The sequence below is a fragment of the Halomonas gemina genome, assembly GCF_023554995.1.
In the GTDB taxonomy this organism is placed as follows: Bacteria; Pseudomonadota; Gammaproteobacteria; order Pseudomonadales; family Halomonadaceae; genus Halomonas; species Halomonas gemina.
Window position 1 is genome coordinate 289,698 of record NZ_JAMJPK010000001.1, and the last position, 17,422, is coordinate 307,119.

Genomic DNA, 17,422 nt, shown 5'->3' on the forward strand with positions numbered 1-17,422 from the left:
CAGGAGGCCGACCGATGAAAGGCAATATCTCGCGTGACAGCCACCGTCCGGGGAAACGCTATTCCGGGGTCTTCCAGGTTCAGGGCGGCATGGTCACCGATGCCGATCTGGGCGAGCAGGCGAGGATCGCCCGCGGGCGCACCGACGGGCTGGGCCATGACGTCGCCGGCAGCGGCGTTCCGGTGGATGGCGGCGCGGTGGAGCTGGAGGGCCCGCGGCTGGTTCCCGGTGTCGTCTATGCGCAGGGGCGGTGCGGCGAGGTGCAGGCAGCCGGGGAGGTGTCTGGCCCATTGGAACTGTATGGCGTGCAGGTCGATTTCCCGCATGCCCCGCCGATGCCCGAGGACGGCGAACAGATCGTCTATGCCGATATCTGGGACCGGATGGTCAGCCGGTTGGAGGAGCCGCTGCTGTCCGATCCCGGCCTCCATGGGGCAGAGACGGCCTTCCGTGCACGCACGATGGCCCAGATCAAGTTTGCCCCGCTGGATCAGGCCGACGCGCTCGGTCAGCCGGACGGCCCGATCCCCGAAATTGGCACGGGCGAGATGACCGTCACCCCGGCTGACCCCGACACCATCGCCGACGAGTGCGACCCTTGCGCCGACACCGTGGCGGCCGAGCAGAGCGTGGCCAATGCGCTGTTCCGGATCGAGGTCGTGCATGTCTTCGGCGATCCTCAGAACCCGGACAGCATGCGCATCGCCTGGTCGGCGGAAAACGCTGCCGCCATCGCGCCGGCCACCGTCAACAGCGAGGATTTCGGGCGGGCAGGCGCGGTCTACGAGTTCTATTCCACCGTCACCGAATGTCATCTGGGTGTCCATGAGCAGAACGGAGATATGGCACGGTCGAGCTTCGCCACCAGTCTGACCGAAGGACCCGAAGACCCGGCCCCGCCGGAGGGTGGCGACTGGCCCTTCGTCCGTCGCTGGGACGGAATGGCGGTGATCGATTTTGCCAACGGCAATGTCGAGGACGAGGGCAACGGAACCGTCAGCCTGTCGGGCGGCACGGTCAGGCTGACCAATGACATCTTCACCGCGGAGATCGACTTTGACGGACGTGCGATCGTCACGGGCGACTACTGGCTGATCGAGTTGCGCCGCTTCGCCGATGAACCCGTGCGCGCCGTGCAGGCTCTGCCCGTCGGAATCCGCCACAGCTACTGCCCGCTGTTCCGGGTCACGGACGCTGCGATCGAACCACTGACGGACACTGAAACCCGCCGCTTGTCCTTCCCGGCGCTGGCGGACCTGCCGGCTACACATGTCGGATTCGTCAACAACTGTCCGACGCTATACGACGCCGCCGAGAACGTGCAGGAGGCGCTGAATAACCTGTGCTCGATCGAGGCGGCCGATATCGCCTTCGATCCCGCGGACTGCCCGCGCCTCTATGACGAGGTGGACAATGTTCAGGACGCGCTGATCAACCTCTGCCGCGTCGATTTCGGCAACGAACGACTTCTGCGACTCCTGCATGATTGGGGCGTGGTCTGCGGGGTGATCCCCCGACGGGTCGCGCAAGGCCCGGCGATGGTTGCCATCTCGGGAGGCGCGATCCTCGACCGGGATGGCGTGCTGGGCGATGTAGGGGCGCAGACGGTGGAGCTCAACGACATCCTGCGCAGCGACAGCTTCCATTTCGACGGGATCGAGGCCTTCCAGCGCGCGCTCCGTCAGCGCGACGTGTGCCTTGCCTTGTCCATCGGCGAGGGCGGCGTGATCCGCATCCATCTGGCGCCGCGCTCCCGTGCCTTCGGGCCGAGCGATCCGACCTTCATGTCTGTCCTCGCCCAGTGCCGCCAGACCCGGCCGCCCTTCGACATCAAGGATGACCTGACCAGTCGTAGCGAGGCCGAGCGCGCGACCCTCGACAAAGTGTTCTACGGTGCGGCCTATTCCAGGATGGCTGCCACGCAGCGGCTGAATTCCCGCGAACAGCAGATCGCGCGCGCCTATAACAACGCTCTCGTGGAACGCTACAGGTCTCACCTGAACGACGAGGCGGAGGCGGCGCAGCTCGACCGGAAAATCGCCGCGATCGACGAGGAGGTCCGCCCCGAGGAGGCCGATGGCGAGGTGCGCGAGACGCGTTTCATGATGCGCGAGGCGCTGGTCTACCGTGCCGTGCAGGAAACCGAGGCCGAACGCTTGCGCCGCTGCCTGTGTGACGCGCTGATCCCGCGCTGCCCGGAACCCGGCGAGCGCCCGTATCTAGTGCCCATCGCCTGCGTTGAGGGCTCGATGGAAGGCAATACGTTCTTCCTGAGCGATATCTGTGTCTGGTGCTGTCGGAAACAGGCAATGTCCTGGCGCATGGTTCAGTACTTCATCTCGGAGACGCGCGACCGGTTCGCCGGGAAACTGCGCGAGCTGTGCTGTCCGGAGAAAGATGATGGCGGCGTGGATTTCGAACGGCCGAACGATTTCGTGGCGGTGGCCGAACTTGACCGGCGACTGACGCCCGAGCGCGCCTGGATGGATGTGGAACGCGGGGCGCGGATCCTGACCGGTCGCAATCCGCCAAGCGACTACGCCGTCCAGCCCGATATCGGCAATCTCGGGCTCGACCGGGCACGGGGGGAGCTGGCCGGCAACGGCATCGAGGTGGCCGAGACCATCGATGCCGGCGATGCCGAAGCCATCGCCAAGATCAGGGGCGCGACCGTGGGGCTCGACGCCCGCGACCTGGTGGCCGACCGCGGCGAGTTGATGCCCGGGGACAAGGTCGCACTGATCATGCAAGAGGGCGTCGCCATCGACTACGTCAAGGTCGAGACGGGCGGCGGAAAGTTCATCTTCGAGCGTCCGGCGGCGCGCGGCGCGGATTTCAATCTTTCGGAGGAGGTCCTGGCCCAGGCCGCCGCCCTGGACGAACGCCTGTCGGGACGCATATCCGAGGCTGAAACCGCCGCCTCGGACCTGGAATCCGAGTGGATCGCCGCCTCGGCCAGCCGAAACGAGGAACTGGCCGCGCTGACGGCCGAAGCCGAGCGCGGCCTTGACACCGTGCGCACGGAGCATGCGGAGCTGTCCGGCCAGGTCGAGGCGTTGCGCGGGGAGCTTCAGCTGCTCGAAAGCGACCGCCTGACCGCGCAGGCGCAGATCGAGGCGGCGCGTGCGGATCTCCGGCAGATCGAGGCCGACCGGCAGACCGCACTTACACAGATTGGAACCGCGCGCGCTGATCTGGCCGCTTTCGAGCGGGAACAGCGGGTGCTGCTGGATCAGACGTCGCAGGAGCGCGATACGATCCTGACCGCGCTGCGCCGGGAGATGCCCGTCTCGGCGGTCGTGGGTGAAGAGACGAACTTCATCGCCGCCCTGACGCGCAGCGGTGTAACGAATGTCGCCGGGTTTGCCGAAATGTCCGATACGCAGCTTCGCGAGGTCGCCGGCAGTGCCGGGCTGAACCTGAACACCGCTCGACGGTTGCAGCGCGAAGCGGCGGTGATACTGGAGGGCAGGCCGAGATAGGAGGCGGATCATGAAGACCAGACTGCGCAGACGCATCGCTCGGCGTTCCGGTGCCGGAAAGCCCCGCCGTCATGCCGCGCCCGGAACCGCGGCCGCGCGAACGGAGGCCAAGAAGGGCGCGCAGGTTGAGGGCGACATACGGATCGGCGGTATCCAGGATCCGGCGGAGAAGGTCGCCGACCGGATGGCCGCGCAGGCCTTGGAAGGGGGGCCGGTTCTCTCCTCTCCTGCGTCCGCGCCATCAGTGCGTCGGAAATGTGCCGAATGCGAGGCCGAGGACAAGGAGAAGGCAAAGCGCAGTGCCGCCCCCGGCGCCGCCATCGCGTCCGGCCGCGCGACCGCGCCAGCCGGGCCGGCGGCCAGCCACGCGATTCGATCCCTGGGGGCGGGAGATCCCTTGTCGCCCGTGTCGCGCGCGTTCTTCGAACCGCGCTTTGGCAGGGATCTCTCGGGTATCCGCGTCCACGATGGCGCCGCCGCCGACAGGGCCGCGACCGCCATCGGCGCGAGGGCCTTCTCCTATGGCAGGGACATCGCCTTTGCCAAGGGCGAGCGAGAGAAGGGCGGCGCACCGCTCATGGCGCACGAACTTGCCCATGTCGCGCAGGCCGAACGCCAGGCACGCCGCGCTGTCCGGCGCGCGACACTTGCGGCATCTGACGGCACCGGCGACTACAAGGCGGTTCCCGCCGTGCATCACGCCCGGGTCAACGCCGCCCTGGACCTGATCGACAACGCTTTGAATGCAAGACGTTGCAGAGATTTCTTCGAGGACAATTGCACGGGTGGCGTCGCCACTTCGGCGCGTGACACCTTCAATGCCGCCACGGTCTACTACCTCGACGATCACAGCGAGCGTTTCGGTCTCAGCGATATCCGCAGCGTCGCCGCAGATCCCCATGTCGTGGCCTATAACGACTACGCCTACGATATCAGCCACTGGGAAATCGCCTCGACGCTGCTGCACGAGCTGTTCCACACTTGCGACATGGTCGAGGACAACCTCGACGAGGTGCTGGCCGAAACCTCGACCGAGACTTGCGGTTTCTACAGCCCATGGATCTTGGAAGCCAGCCCGACGCAACTCGACGTGGGTGACACGATGAACCTGCGCGGCTTCCAGTTCGGCCTGAAGCAAGACTCAAACCACCATATCGAGATGGGTGGGGTCGACATTGCGTCCTACGACCGGTGGGAATTCGACCGGAGTGCCTCTTGGGTCAATGTCGAGTTCGAGGTTCCCGAGGCCGTGAACACCAACCTCTTCTGGTCCAAGGATGTGGATCTGGTTGCGGTGAACCATGGGACGCGCAGCAACACCAAGACGATCAATGTAGACCCGTGAGGCGCGGCAATGGGCGACGTAAGCGCAACCATCCGCACGAAGAAGCCCGCAGGCCCCGCCAGGACCTCCAGGGTTCCGGTGCGTCGTCCGTCGCCGGCGGTTGTTCACCGGCAGGAGGCAGCCCGGGTCCAGCCCGCGCTGAAGGTCGGTGCCGCGAACGATCCCATGGAACACGAGGCCGAGGCCACGGCCGAACGCATCGTCACGATGTCCGCGCCCAGCCACGATACCGCGCCCCCGCCTGCTCAGGACGGCCTGCCCGCCGAGGCGCGGCGTTTCCCCAAGGTGGATCAGGAGAGCCAGCCTGACACCGACGCCTTCGAAAGCGAGCCCGCGATCCCCGCCGATCACCAGGATCCGGATGTCCCGTCGGGCGAGGATGTCGATACCGCTGGGCTTGCGAACGACGAGTTCGCCGAGATCGAGTCAGGCGAGCCGGACGATCCCGAAGGCGCGGCCCGGATGGCCCCGGGCGAGGCCGCGGCGGTAGGACCGCAGGGTGGCGACGCGCCTGCCAGTGTGACGCGCGCGGTTGCCCAGCCGGGGGCGGGTGGCCCGCTGCCCGCCTCTGTCCGCAGCTTCATGGAGCCGCGTTTCGGTGTCGATTTCTCCGATGTCCGTATCCATGATGCGCCCTCCGATCGCCGCGCGGCGGACCGGATCGGGGCCCGCGCCTTCACCCACCGCCATCATATCTGGATGGGCCAGGGCGAGAGCGTCGATAACCGCCGCCTGATGGCACATGAACTGACTCATGTCGTGCAGCAGACGCGTCGTGAGCCGGTCCGTGCCCCTGAGCGGCCAGAGATCGAGGGCGAGGACACCCATCCGAGCCTTCAGCGTGGCTGGGTCGCAGACAAGGCCGAGAAGATTGCCCGCAATGTGCCGGGTTACACGCTGCTCACGGTAATCCTCGGCAAGAGCCCCATCACCGGCAACCGAGTGGAACGCAATGCCGAGAACCTGATCGGCGGGTTCCTGGGACTTCTTCCGGGCGGCAACCTGATCTTCGAGCGGCTGAAGGAAACCCGCGCGCTGGAAAGGGCCTTCGAGTGGGTGTCGACGCGGTTGTCGGAACTCGACATCACCTGGAGCCGGATAAAGGGGCTGGTCTCGGACTTCATCGACGAGATGCCCGCCTGGTCGCCGCTGAAGATCGCCAGGCGCATCTTCAAGCCGCTCGTGGACGACATCATCACCTTCATCTCCGAGATAAAGGACAAGATCCTCGAATTCATCATCCGTGGCGCGCTGAAGCTGGCCGGACCTTACGGCGAAAAGGTCTGGGCCGTGATCGAGAAGGTCCGCGACGTGATCTCGCTGATCCTCAGCGATCCGCTGGGCTTCGCCAAGAATCTTGTCCGCGCGGTGGTGAACGGCTTCAAGCAGTTCGGCAACAATATCTGGCAACATCTGAAGAAGGGCCTGATGGGCTGGCTCTTCGGAACGCTTCAGGGGATGGAGATCGAACTGCCCGCGAAGCTCGACTTCAAGGGCATCATCAACATCTCACTGCAGATCCTTGGCCTGACCTATGCCAATTTCCGCAAGACGCTGGTCAATCGCCTCGGCCGCGGCGGTGAGAAGAAAGTGGCCTTCCTCGAAAAGTCCGTGGAGGTGGTGAAGATCCTCGTGAAGGAGGGCTTCCTGGGCATCTGGCAGCGGGTGATGGAGATGATCGAGGGATTCAAGACCACGGTCATTGACGGAATCCGCGACTTCGTCATCAACACGATCGTCATGGGCGCGGTCTCCTGGATTGCCGGGTTGTCGAATCCGGTGGGTGCCATCGTCAAGGTCGCTCTGTCGATCTACAACATGATCAAGACCTTCCTCGAACGTCTCGATCAGATCATGGCGATCGCGAATTCGATCTTTTCCTCCATCGGCGCTATCGCCAAGGGAATGGTCAAGGACGCCGCCGGCTTTATCGAGAAGACGATAGCGGGGGCCATTCCCGTCTTCCTTGCCTTCGTCGCGGCGCTGATCCCTGTAACGGGGATCACAAAGACGATCCGCACCATCATCAAGAAGCTGCAGGCGCCGGTGAAGAAGGCGATGAACAAGATGGTGAGCTTCTTGGTCAAGAAGGCAAAAAAACTGTTCTCCAAGATCCTTGGAAAGATCAACCGCAAGCGCAAGCTTCCTGAGGCGGGATTTGTCGTGGGCAAGGAGCCGCACAAGCTGAAGCCCGAGAAGAAGGGCAACACGTTCACGCTCAAGATCGCCTCGGACAACCCGCGCCCTGCCGACCAGGTTCAGGCGGAGATGAACAACGAAGGCAGGAAGGCCGCCGATTTCGGCGACGATTCCAAATGCGTGAACGCGTTCGTGAAGGCTTTCAAGACCGAGATCGACGAGGCGGAGACCGCGCTGGCGAAGGTCAAGCCCGAGCAGCAGAAGAGCTCGACCAAGAGGACCGGGGACAAGGCCGATGCCGAGGTGAAGGATGCGGGCGCAAAACTGGCAAAGCTCGGACCCTGCATCGCCGACAACCCGTTCCTGGAGGACGAGCCACAGGACGGCGCGATCATCCGCGCGCGCGAGCCTCGCCTGCCGGAGATCGAGGGCGATACCGGTTTGTATGCGGATCGGGGCAAGATCACCTCGCAATCCATTGATGCGGTGTCCGAAAAGGCGGGGCTGGGACCCAAGGGAAAGCAGCGCCTGTCGAACTATTACGAGAATGATCACATTCCCGAAAAGAGTCTCGGCTTCGAGGTGCAGACTTACGTTCAGGGCAGGATGAACGAGGAGATCGCCGAGGGCCAGCGCGACGGCAAGGCGATTCCCGATCCTCTGCTGGGCGAGATCGACACCCGTGTTACCGGCAAGGCGGGTCAGCAACTGCCCGCGATCACGATCTATCGCCCCGCGCACCGGCAGAAGACGGCGAAGGACGCGGGCCGGCGCAATCACGGCAAGATCATCTCGGATGCCAGCGCCGAGACTACGGCGGCCGACAAGATTGCCAAGCTCCGCGCCGGGATCAATGCCGAGATGCAGGCGGAGCTGGAAAACATCGCCGGGCTCTACAGCAGCGATCCGGCAGCGACGAAGGCGATCCGGGGCAAGATCCGCAAGGGAATACGCGCGCTCGGCGATCTCAACAAGTCGCTATACGGTTTCGAGCCCGGCAAGGCGCCCACCGTCAAGCGCGGCACGGACGGTGCGGAAGGCTCCGACTTGCCCATGGAGGGCGATCCCGCCAGCGGTCTGCCTGATTTCGCCAAGCTCGAGGGGGCGTACGCGAACTACAAGGCCAAGCCCAAGGGCGTTGGCAACTACCTGGAATACGACCATGTCGTCGAGGCCACGCTTGCCGAGAAGGCGCGCGATCTGACCCTCTCCGCCCCTGCATTCTCCGGCGGGCTGGAGGACGCGATAGCGGCGGGCGCCAAGGCTCGCGCCGATACCGCCGAGGCGGATGCCGGAGCGCCGCCGGAGCCCGGGACGGAATCTGCCAGTAGGGCACGGCCTAAGACCACGGAGCAGATCACAAAGGACGCGATGGCCCGCCTATCCGGTTTGTCTGGTCCGGCCTTTCCGGGAAAGGGAGTCGCTGGCTACGACCGCGAAACGGCGGGCACCGTCGCGCTCTACCGCCCGGTTCACCGCGAGGTCACGGCCCAGCAATCGGGGGTTCGGGGCAGCATCCTCGAAGGTGTCGACCTGACCCAGGCGCGCGAAAAGCTGGTGACCTGGGTGCTGTCGGATCCGGAGGATCGAGCCCAGAGAGAAGGCGCGATCTCAGATCTTCAAGCCGGTATCCGCAAGCGCTTCACCGGCGAGATCGAGGCTCATGCCGGGCATATCCGGGATGCCTATCAGATCGAGCTGAAGGAGTTCATGGCGATCAACCGCTCAAAACAGGCCGCCGCGAAGATGGGCGCGGTGAACGAGCGGGTCGGGGCAAGTTTGCGGACACTGCGGCAGGAATCGCTGTCGCTGATCCAATGAACGAGGTGACGGCGACCCCGGGAGCGGCAGGTGGAGGCGTGCCTTGTCTGAACTAGAAGCGAGCACAACGAAAAACCGCCACTCGGCATGATCCGTAAGTGGCAATTTCTCTTGATGTTTCTGGTCGGAGCGACAGGATTGGAACCTTCGACCTTTGCAAACCAATGCAAAAGCCTGCCATGACTGACGACGACATGGCCGAGAAAGCAGCCAAGCGTCGCTATCTGGACGCCGAGGAGGTCGAGGCGCTGTTTGCTGGCCTGGAAGCGTATCAGGAGAAGCGTCGACAGCAGCGGCGTAGTAGTCTCGTTAATGGAAAGGCCGAAAGGGGAGGGCAGAGGGGCGCCGGCTTGGGCGCGAGAAGCAGATCGATGATCGGGCTGTTGCTCTTTGGCGCTGGGAGCACAGTGAGACGATCAACAAGACAGCCGAGCACTTCGGCATCTCGACGCCCTCAGTCAAGCGAGCGTGGTGACGAGCAAGACAGGAGGGATGGTTAGAGTCGGGAGAGCGCTTGGTGAGCTGATTCGCTTGATGTTGAAGGGTCAGCTCGCCAGCGTTGGTGAGCATGACCCAAGATATGGTATCTGGAAGGGGCTACCGACGGCGGCCAAGGATGAGAAGCGGACGATACAGCCGTCGAGTCGCTTCACTCTTTGCAAAGGGGATACGGGCATGACCATCGCCGCTTTCGTGGTTGGGCTAGTGCTATTGATTGTTGGAGCCGAGGGGCTGGTCCGGGGGGCTTCCCGACTTGCCGCCCGCCTGGGCATCTCTTCACTGATCATCGGCCTGACGGTCGTTGCTTTCGGCACTAGCTCACCGGAGCTAGCGGTCAGCCTCAAGGCTGCCATCGACGACAAGGCCGGTCTCGCCATGGGCAACGTGGTGGGCAGTAACGTGTTCAACGTTTTGTTCATCCTCGGCCTCTCGGCGCTGATCGTGCCGCTGGCGGTCGCTCAGCAACTGGTGCGCTTCGACATCCCCCTTATGATCGTCCTCTCGGGGCTGGTGCTGTTGATGGCGCTAGACGAGGCCATCGGGCGCTTCGACGGTCTGGTGCTGGTATCCTGTCTTGTCGCCTACACGACCTTCCTGCTGCGTCACGGCAAGCGTGCCGCCAGTCCTGAATCCCCCGCCGGGACCTCACCGCCCTGGGGTATTGACCTGCTGCTGGTGGCGGGTGGCCTGGGCCTGTTGGTGCTCGGTTCGCGCTGGTTTGTCGAGGGCGCAGTGGTCTTCGCCGCCTACCTGGGCGTCAGTGATCAGGTGATCGGCCTGACCATCATCGCCGCGGGCACATCGCTGCCGGAGTTGGTGACCTCGATCATCGCGGCCCTGCGAGGTGAACGCGACATCGCCGTGGGCAACGTGGTAGGCAGCAATGTGTTCAACTTACTAGGCGTGCTTGGTCTCACCGGTCTCCTGGCCCCCACGGGCATCGCCCTCTCGCCGGCCATGATCGGTTTCGATCTGCCGGTGATGATAGCGGTGGCCCTTGCGTGCCTGCCGATCTGTTTTACCGGCGGCCAGATCAGTCGCTGGGAAGGCGGGGTGTTTTTCGGCTACTACGTGGCCTATACCCTCTACCTGATCCTGGCGGCGGCACGCCACGACGCCCTGCCCGGATTCGGCATGGCGATGCTTTACTTCGTATTACCGATCACAGCGCTGACGCTGGCTCTGCTAGCGTTCCGTGACCTGCGGTGGCCCCGAACACGCTGAAGGCGCTGCCGGTTCCGCCGATCGACGCCGCAGCGTCGCTATGCCAAGGTCATGTCTGACCATTGATCTGCAAGGAGGAGAGCCAAACCGCCATGCCTGAGGATTCCTACTGGATGGAACTGCTGAGCAACCGTGGGGTGAGTTCGGTAGCGCTGGTGGCTGTTCTTGTCACGTTGCGCATCCTCGCGGTGCGCGTCATACGCGGCCGGAAAGAGATTCTGTCCGATTCCCGCCGCGCGTGGCTGGCCCGCATTCGTAACGCCACCGTGGTCTTCGCCCTGGCCGGCCTGGTGCTGATCTGGCTGCCTTCCCTACACGCCTTCGCGTTGTCCATCACCGCCTTCGCCGTAGCATTGGTGATCGCCACCAAGGAGCTGATCCTTTGTCTGTCGGGTACCGTTCTCCGCGTCGTCAACCAGCCTTTCGAGATCGGAGACTGGATCGAGATTGGCAACCTGCGCGGCCAGGTGGTCGATGAGACCATGCTGGCAACGACCCTGCAGGAAATCGGCGGTCCCGTGGGACGCTTCGAATACTCAGGCAAGACCATCGTGGTTCCCAACAGCGTTTTCCTGACCACCCCGATCCAGAACCAGAACTTCTTCAAGAAGTGGGTGTATCTCGAAGTTTGCGTCGTCCTGGACCCCGACGTGGACATGCGATCGGTGCTGCCGGAACTGGAGCAGGAAGTAGCAACATTGCATGTCCCTCATACCGAGTTGGCCCAACGCTACAGTTCCCTGATTAGGAAGCGCACCGGCATCGATATCGCCGAGCCCCACCCTCGCGTGACCCTTGCCACCACGGACATCGGCAAACAGCGTGTCGGGGTCACGTTGTTCTGCCCCACACCCAGCGCCTTCGAGCTGGAGCAGGCCATCAACGATGCCGTGCTGCGCCGTTACTGGCGCCTGCGCAATATGGCGAGCGCCTCAGCAGGGGCATGACTAGAAACCTTCAGGCTTCTGTTGACGCAGGGTATATCTTCAGGATCTGCACACAATCCCTCGAGATGTGCACCTACCGTCACAGAAACTGAGCCTCTGCGGTAGATGGGCTCAACGGCCCGTTAGACCACAATGCTGCGTGGTTCTATAAGGTTCGGTGCATCGGGACGTGCCCCGACAGCACGTCAAAACGGACTCCAGGATAACGGGGTTCAAGGCTCACCCTTTCCGGTGGCGCGAACGCTCAGACTTACCTTTCCCTTGCCGGCAAGGTGCGCCATAAGATGGATTGCGCTTGCCTCGCTGATGTTGAGCTTGGTCGACAGGGCAGCTGCATCTGTTTCAACTTGTTCGTCCAGTGCCGCGAGCGCCTGACGTTCCAGGCTTTCCATCCACTCGCCGAACAGGGTGTGAAGTTCGGGCGTAGAAAAGACGGCCATCGAATTGGTCCTGTGGATGGCCGTCAGCATTTCTGAGCACATGCCCATGCACATTCCCATCATCTGCTGCATGGGGTTACTAGCCTCGCCGCTGGGCTGACTTCCCATCTGCCCCATCATCTTCTGCATCATGGCCATGGGATCTTCGCCGCCCGAGCCCATCTGATCCATCATCTTCTTCATCATGCCCATCATCATCGGGTTGGAAGCGCTGTGTTCGGACTGCGAGTCGTTGCTTGCATTGGTGTCTTGATCTTTGGGTTCCATGTTGAATCTCCTGGAGAATGATTTGTGGGGATTGGTCGGCGATGGCTCACTTTTGAATCAGTGGGTAAGGATGAAAACTGCCCCGTAATGGTAGGGCGGCAGTTCGACCAGCATTTCCAGCTTGAAGCCCGCCGGCTCGACCACCGTTCGGGTTTGTTCCGGCGACATACGCATTTCTGTCTTGGGGCCTCGTGGCTGGCCGAAAACGGTCGTTTCTTCACGGGGTAGGGGATACCAATTGACGATGGAGAGGCGGCCGCTTGGCTTTAAAGCCGCAGCGACCTCTCGAGCCAGCGCCGTCTTGTTCGGCGCACCGTGGAAGGTGTTGGCGATCAGTACATAGTCTGCCGGCGCATTCAGCAGACGGCTCAGCGCCATGGCGTCTCCGAGCAGCCAGTCGCAATTCGGCATCCCCTCACACGCCGCTTGCGCTTGCTCCAGCATCACCGGATCGAGGTCGAAACCGATGACGCGCCCTGAAGACAGCCGTCGAGCGATGGCGGCGGTGAAATAACCATCTCCACAGCCCAGATCGACGACCGTCAACCCTTGCCCGATGCGCAAGGCCCTGACGACGCCATCAGGATCGGGCCACAGGGCGTGCCACCAGTCCCTGTCCGGCATGACAGTAGAGGGGAATAAGCGGTCTTGGGGCGTCATTCGAGGTCCTTCTTCATTCGTTGGTACTCCTCCCGGCCGATCTCGCCGCGGGCGTAACGCCGGTCGAGAATTTCTTTTGCGCTTTCCTCTCTGTCGCGCATCCCGCGCCTGCCGCACATCGGTCGGCCCGGTCCGCGAAAGAGGAAGAGCAGCATCACGACAAGGAAGAGCAGCGGAAATATCCACATCAGCGGAAACCATTCCAACGGTCCATGCGGCCACATGATTACAGCACCTCTCGGATTCTTGCCCCCGCCGAATGGCACTTGGTCGATTGGCTGGGCGGATTGGGCTCTCCTAGCTGTCGGGCGTCCTGCTATTGCTAGAGGTCGTGCAGGATGCGAGGCAACTCGGTGTCGGCAAGGCAGGATTAGATGAACGGCCTGCGACGTTCAGCGAGGACGAATCCCGCTTAGCGTAGCACGCCCAAGTGGCACGAGACGTTGATTTGTCTCAAGCTCTTCGTGTTGATGACGTCCGTCACCGGGCAGCATTCAAGTCCCAGTTCACATAGGATGCGCAGGCGGTTTTCTTCCCCGACCACCTTGAGTGCCGAACAAATGCACGCATATAAATTCACACTCATATCTTAGGCCGAATTAGATCGATGTGAAACGTATCCTGTTGAGGCATAGTTCTACGCCACTATATAAAAAACGAAGACTTCCTTTCGATGTGATGGAGCAGGCAGGCACGAAAGCAGCCGTAACCAACGTCGTGGTGTGTCAACGATAACCGTCGTTTCTGATCAGATCCCGAACTCCGAATGCGTAGGCCCCGTAGCGATGTTGCCAACGGGGCACTCAATTGCCTCATCAGCTTCTGGGCAGCTGTCGACTCACCCTAAGGAGAAGCTAGCGATGTCGCAGGCCGTCAGTTAGGAGATTTTAGCTTCACCAGCCTGAGGCGCAGGGCATTGGCGATTACGCTGACCGAGGAGAGCGACATCGCCGCGGCGGCGATGATCGGTGACAGCAGCATGCCGGTGAAGGGATAGAGGATGCCGGCGGCGATCGGCACCCCCGCGGCGTTGTAGACGAAGGCGAAGAAGAGATTCTGGCGGATGTTGCGCATGGTGGCCCGCGATAGCCGGTGCGCCTCGACGATGCCCGTCAGGTCACCGCGCAACAGGGTCACGCCGGCGCTCTCGATGGCCACGTCGGTGCCCGTGCCCATGGCGATGCCCACGTCGGCGGTCGCCAGGGCGGGGGCGTCGTTGACGCCGTCGCCGGCCATCACCACCACACGCCCCTCGTCACGCAGGCGCTGCACCACGCGCCCCTTGTCTTCGGGCAGCACCTCGGCCTCCACCTCGTCGATCCCCAGCCGGCGCGCCACGGCCTGGGCCGAGGTGCGATTGTCGCCGGTGAGCATGACCACCCGGATACCGTCCGCCTGCAGGGCGCGAATGGCCGCCTCGGTAGTCTCCTTGACCGGGTCGGCGATCGCCAGCAGGCCCGCCAGGCGGCCGTCCACGGCGGCGAAGATTACCGTGGCGCCGTCGCCGCGCAGCCGCTCGGCCTCGTCTTCCTGCTCGGCCAGGTCCACGCTCTCGCTTTCCATCAGCAGGCGGTTGCCCAGGGCGATGCGCCGGCCGTCGACTCGGCCCACCACGCCCTTGCCGTTGGGGGCGTCGAAATCAGCGGCCTCCGTCAGCTCGATGCCATCTTCCTTGGCCTTGTCGACGATCGCCTGGGCCAGGGGATGCTCGCTGCCGCGCTCCACTCCCGCGGCCAGGCGCAGCATTTCCTGCTCATCGAAGCCCTGCGCGGCGACCAGCTCGGTCACCCGCGGCTTGCCTTCGGTCAGGGTGCCGGTCTTGTCGACGACCACGGTGTCGACCTTCTCCAGGCGCTCCAGCGCCTCGGCGTCGCGGATCAGCACCCCGGCCTGGGCGCCGCGGCCCACCCCCACCATGATCGACATCGGCGTCGCCAGCCCCAGCGCACAGGGACAGGCGATGATCAGCACGCTGACCGCGGCGATCAGGCCGAAGGCCATGGGCGGCGCCGGCCCCCACAGCGACCAGGCGATGAAGGCCAAGACCGCGACCAGGATCACCGCCGGCACGAAGACGCCGGCGACCCTGTCGGCTAGCCCCTGGATGGGCGCGCGGCTGCGCTGGGCGCTGGCCACCATCTGCACGATCTGCGACAGCATGGTGTCGCGACCCACCTTGTCGGCACGCATGATGAACGAGCCCTGGCCGTTGATGCTGCCGCCGATGACTCCGTCGCCGGCCTCCTTGCGCACCGCCAGCGGTTCGCCGGTGACCATCGACTCGTCGATGTTGGAGCGCCCCTCCAGCACCTCGCCATCCAGCGGCACCTTGTCGCCGGGGCGCACGCGTAGGCGATCGCCCACCTGGACCCGGTCGAGGGAGACCTCCTCCTCCTGCCCCTGGTCGTCAATGCGCCGAGCGGTGGCCGGGGCCAGGTCGAGCAGCGCGCGGATCGCCCCGGAGGTCTTCTCCCGGGCACGCAGTTCCAGGACCTGCCCGAGCAGCACAAGCACCACGATCACCGCCGCCGCCTCGAAGTAGACGGCCACCGAGCCATCGGCCTGGCGAAAGGCCTCGGGGAAGATGCCCGGTACGATCGTCGCCAGCAGGCTATAGACCAGCGCCGCGCCGGTGCCAATGGCGATCAGGGTGAACATGTTGAGGCTGCGCCGCACGATGGAGCGCCAGCCACGCACGAAGAAGGGCCAGCCGGCCCAGGCCACCACCGGGGTGGCGAGCAGCAGCTGGATCCAGTTCGAGACCTGGGGGGCGATCAGGTGATCGAGGCCAAACACATGGCCGCCCATCTCCAGTACCAGCACCGGCAGCGCCAGGACCAGCCCGATCCAGAAGCGCCGTGTCATGTCCTTCAGCTCCTCGGAAGGCCCAGTGTCGGCGGAGATCGTCTCGGGCTCCAGTGCCATGCCGCAGATCGGGCAGTCGCCTGGGCCTTCCTGGCGGACCTCGGGGTGCATCGGGCAGGTGTAGATCGTGCCGGGCGGCGCCGGCTCGGTGGGAGAGTCGTAGCCCTGCAGGTACGCGTTAGGGTCCCCTTCGAACTTCTGCCGGCACCTGGCCGAGCAGAAGTACCAGGTCTTTCCCGAGTGGGAGGCACGGTGTTCGGTTTTGTGAGGATCGACCTTCATCCCGCAGACGGGATCCGTCACCTCATGGACGTGTTCCTGGGTCATTCTTCTTCCTCCTTGCTGCTGCTTCCCTTCGCATCATGCAAATGGGCATGGTGGTCGGCGTCTTGCGCGGGGCGCCTGGAAAGGAACGCGTACTCCGCAAGCAGGATGACGACCATCGCCGCGGCGGCAACGTACAGCACCAGCGGGTCTGTGGTGGCCTTGACCCAGAGGAAGCCCGCCAGCACCACCAGGTCGAGAGCGATCGCGGTCAGCAGGATTGCCGGGCGTGCCGCCACGGCATCCCGAAGATGGCGCAACACGCCCCAGTGGATGGCGATATCCATCACCAGGTAGAAGATGATGCCCAGGGCGGCGATGCGACTCAGGTCGAAGAACGCCGTCAACAGCAGGCCGAGGACGATGGTATAGACCAGGGTATGCTTCTGGATGCTGCCCGGCATGTGGAAATGGCGATGGGGGACCAGCTTCATCTCGGTCAGCATCGCCAGCATGCGTGAGACCGCGAATACGCTGGCGATGATGCCGCCTGCCGTGGCCAGCATGGCGAGGAGCACGGTGAACCAGACAGCGGCTTCCCCCAGGGCGGGGCGAGCGGCCGCGGCCAGGGAGTAATCCTGCGTTGTGATGATCTCCGTCAGCGACAGGTTGCTGGCGACGGCGAGGCCCACCAGCGCGTAGATCACCACGCACAGGGCGATCGAGACGATGATGGCCCGGCCGACGTTACGGTGCGGATCATGGATCTCGGCGCCGCTGTTGGTGATAGTGGTGAATCCCTTGAAGGCCAGGATGCCGAGCGCGGTAGCCCCCAGGAACCCGGGGACGCTGGGCGCCGGTGCCTCGGCCGTTGCCCGGATACCGATGGTGTCGGCGGCCAGCACGCCCACCACGCCGAACAGGATGATGCCTCCGATCTTGATGACCCCTAACACCGACGCTACCCCCTGGATCAGCCTGTTGGCGGAGAGGTTGATCAGGAAGGCAGCGGTCAGCAGGCCGACACCCAGCGACGGCACCACGAGCGACCGGTTACCGCCATCGAACAACTCCAGGGTGTAGGAGCCGAAGGTTCTCGCCAGGAAGCTCTGGGCGATCACCATGGAGAAATACATCAGCAGCGCATGGAAGGCAGTGGGCAGCGTGGGCCCGTAGGCCTTCTGCAGGTACATGCCGATGCCGCCGGCCGACGGGTAGGCGTTGGACATCTTGACGTAGGAGTAGGCGCTGAAGCCGACGATCACGGCCGCCGAGAGGAAGGCCAGGGGAAACAGCTCGCCGGTCATCTCGGCCATCTGACCAGTCAGCGCGAATATGCCGGCGCCGATCATAACCCCGGTCCCCAGGGCGATGGCCCCGACAAGGGACAGGCTGTTCTTCTGGTACTGCGGCGATCTGTCCATGCATCTCCTTGCGTTTCGACGGTGGGGGATGGGGGCAGTGATA

General features: G+C 63.9%; 10 protein-coding genes. 5 read left to right on the plus strand and 5 right to left on the minus strand.

Annotation, left to right across the window (positions count from 1 at the left end; translation table 11 throughout):
- The first annotated feature begins 14 nt into the window (after positions 1–14).
- From M8009_RS01465 to M8009_RS01485, 5 genes are all read left to right on the plus strand, one after another.
- Entirely contained in the window at positions 15–3,482 is a 3,468-nt protein-coding gene (locus M8009_RS01465) for a DUF6519 domain-containing protein (RefSeq protein WP_250058994.1), read from the plus strand.
- Between the two features lie 10 nt (positions 3,483–3,492).
- Entirely contained in the window at positions 3,493–4,827 is a 1,335-nt protein-coding gene (locus tag M8009_RS01470; RefSeq protein ID WP_250058995.1) for an eCIS core domain-containing protein, read from the plus strand.
- Between the two features lie 9 nt (positions 4,828–4,836).
- Complete coding sequence (locus M8009_RS01475) at positions 4,837–8,787, plus strand: eCIS core domain-containing protein (RefSeq protein ID WP_250058996.1); 3,951 nt, start codon at positions 4,837–4,839, stop codon at positions 8,785–8,787.
- A 675-nt stretch (positions 8,788–9,462) separates the two neighbouring features.
- A complete protein-coding gene (locus M8009_RS01480; RefSeq protein ID WP_250058997.1) occupies positions 9,463–10,512 on the plus strand; it encodes a calcium/sodium antiporter in 1,050 nt (349 codons plus the stop codon).
- 92 nt (positions 10,513–10,604) lie between these two features.
- Entirely contained in the window at positions 10,605–11,459 is an 855-nt protein-coding gene (locus M8009_RS01485) for a mechanosensitive ion channel family protein (RefSeq protein ID WP_250058998.1), read from the plus strand.
- Between the two features lie 212 nt (positions 11,460–11,671).
- Here M8009_RS01485 and M8009_RS01490 read toward each other — a convergent pair whose 3' ends face one another.
- The 5 genes from M8009_RS01490 to M8009_RS01510 all read right to left on the minus strand — a co-directional run bounded on the left by M8009_RS01490 (position 11,672) and on the right by M8009_RS01510 (position 17,379).
- Positions 11,672–12,166 (minus strand): hypothetical protein, encoded by a 495-nt coding sequence (locus M8009_RS01490; protein WP_250058999.1) that lies wholly within the window; start codon positions 12,164–12,166, stop codon positions 11,672–11,674.
- A 57-nt stretch (positions 12,167–12,223) separates the two neighbouring features.
- A complete protein-coding gene (locus M8009_RS01495) occupies positions 12,224–12,826 on the minus strand; it encodes a class I SAM-dependent methyltransferase (protein WP_250059000.1) in 603 nt (200 codons plus the stop codon).
- Complete coding sequence (locus M8009_RS01500; protein ID WP_250059001.1) at positions 12,823–13,050, minus strand: SHOCT domain-containing protein; 228 nt, start codon at positions 13,048–13,050, stop codon at positions 12,823–12,825. The genes M8009_RS01495 and M8009_RS01500 overlap by 4 nt, the downstream gene beginning before the upstream one ends.
- 649 nt (positions 13,051–13,699) lie before the next feature.
- A complete protein-coding gene (locus M8009_RS01505; RefSeq protein ID WP_250059002.1) occupies positions 13,700–16,018 on the minus strand; it encodes a heavy metal translocating P-type ATPase in 2,319 nt (772 codons plus the stop codon).
- A complete protein-coding gene (locus M8009_RS01510) occupies positions 16,015–17,379 on the minus strand; it encodes an APC family permease (RefSeq protein ID WP_250059003.1) in 1,365 nt (454 codons plus the stop codon). The genes M8009_RS01505 and M8009_RS01510 overlap by 4 nt, the downstream gene beginning before the upstream one ends.
- Positions 17,380–17,422: the final 43 nt, after the last annotated feature.

Bases quoted from the DNA above. Each gene is read 5' to 3' on its own strand.
- M8009_RS01475 (WP_250058996.1), top strand. From the start codon at position 4,837: ATGGGCGACGTAAGCGCAACCATCCGCACGAAGAAGCCCGCAGGCCCC.
- M8009_RS01505 (WP_250059002.1), bottom strand. From the start codon at position 16,018: ATGACCCAGGAACACGTCCATGAGGTGACGGATCCCGTCTGCGGGATG.
- M8009_RS01500 (WP_250059001.1), bottom strand. From the start codon at position 13,050: ATGTGGCCGCATGGACCGTTGGAATGGTTTCCGCTGATGTGGATATTT.
- M8009_RS01495 (WP_250059000.1), bottom strand. From the start codon at position 12,826: ATGACGCCCCAAGACCGCTTATTCCCCTCTACTGTCATGCCGGACAGG.
- M8009_RS01485 (WP_250058998.1), top strand. From the start codon at position 10,605: ATGCCTGAGGATTCCTACTGGATGGAACTGCTGAGCAACCGTGGGGTG.
- M8009_RS01470 (WP_250058995.1), top strand. From the start codon at position 3,493: ATGAAGACCAGACTGCGCAGACGCATCGCTCGGCGTTCCGGTGCCGGA.
- M8009_RS01490 (WP_250058999.1), bottom strand. From the start codon at position 12,166: ATGGAACCCAAAGATCAAGACACCAATGCAAGCAACGACTCGCAGTCC.
- M8009_RS01510 (WP_250059003.1), bottom strand. From the start codon at position 17,379: ATGGACAGATCGCCGCAGTACCAGAAGAACAGCCTGTCCCTTGTCGGG.
- M8009_RS01480 (WP_250058997.1), top strand. From the start codon at position 9,463: ATGACCATCGCCGCTTTCGTGGTTGGGCTAGTGCTATTGATTGTTGGA.
- M8009_RS01465 (WP_250058994.1), top strand. From the start codon at position 15: ATGAAAGGCAATATCTCGCGTGACAGCCACCGTCCGGGGAAACGCTAT.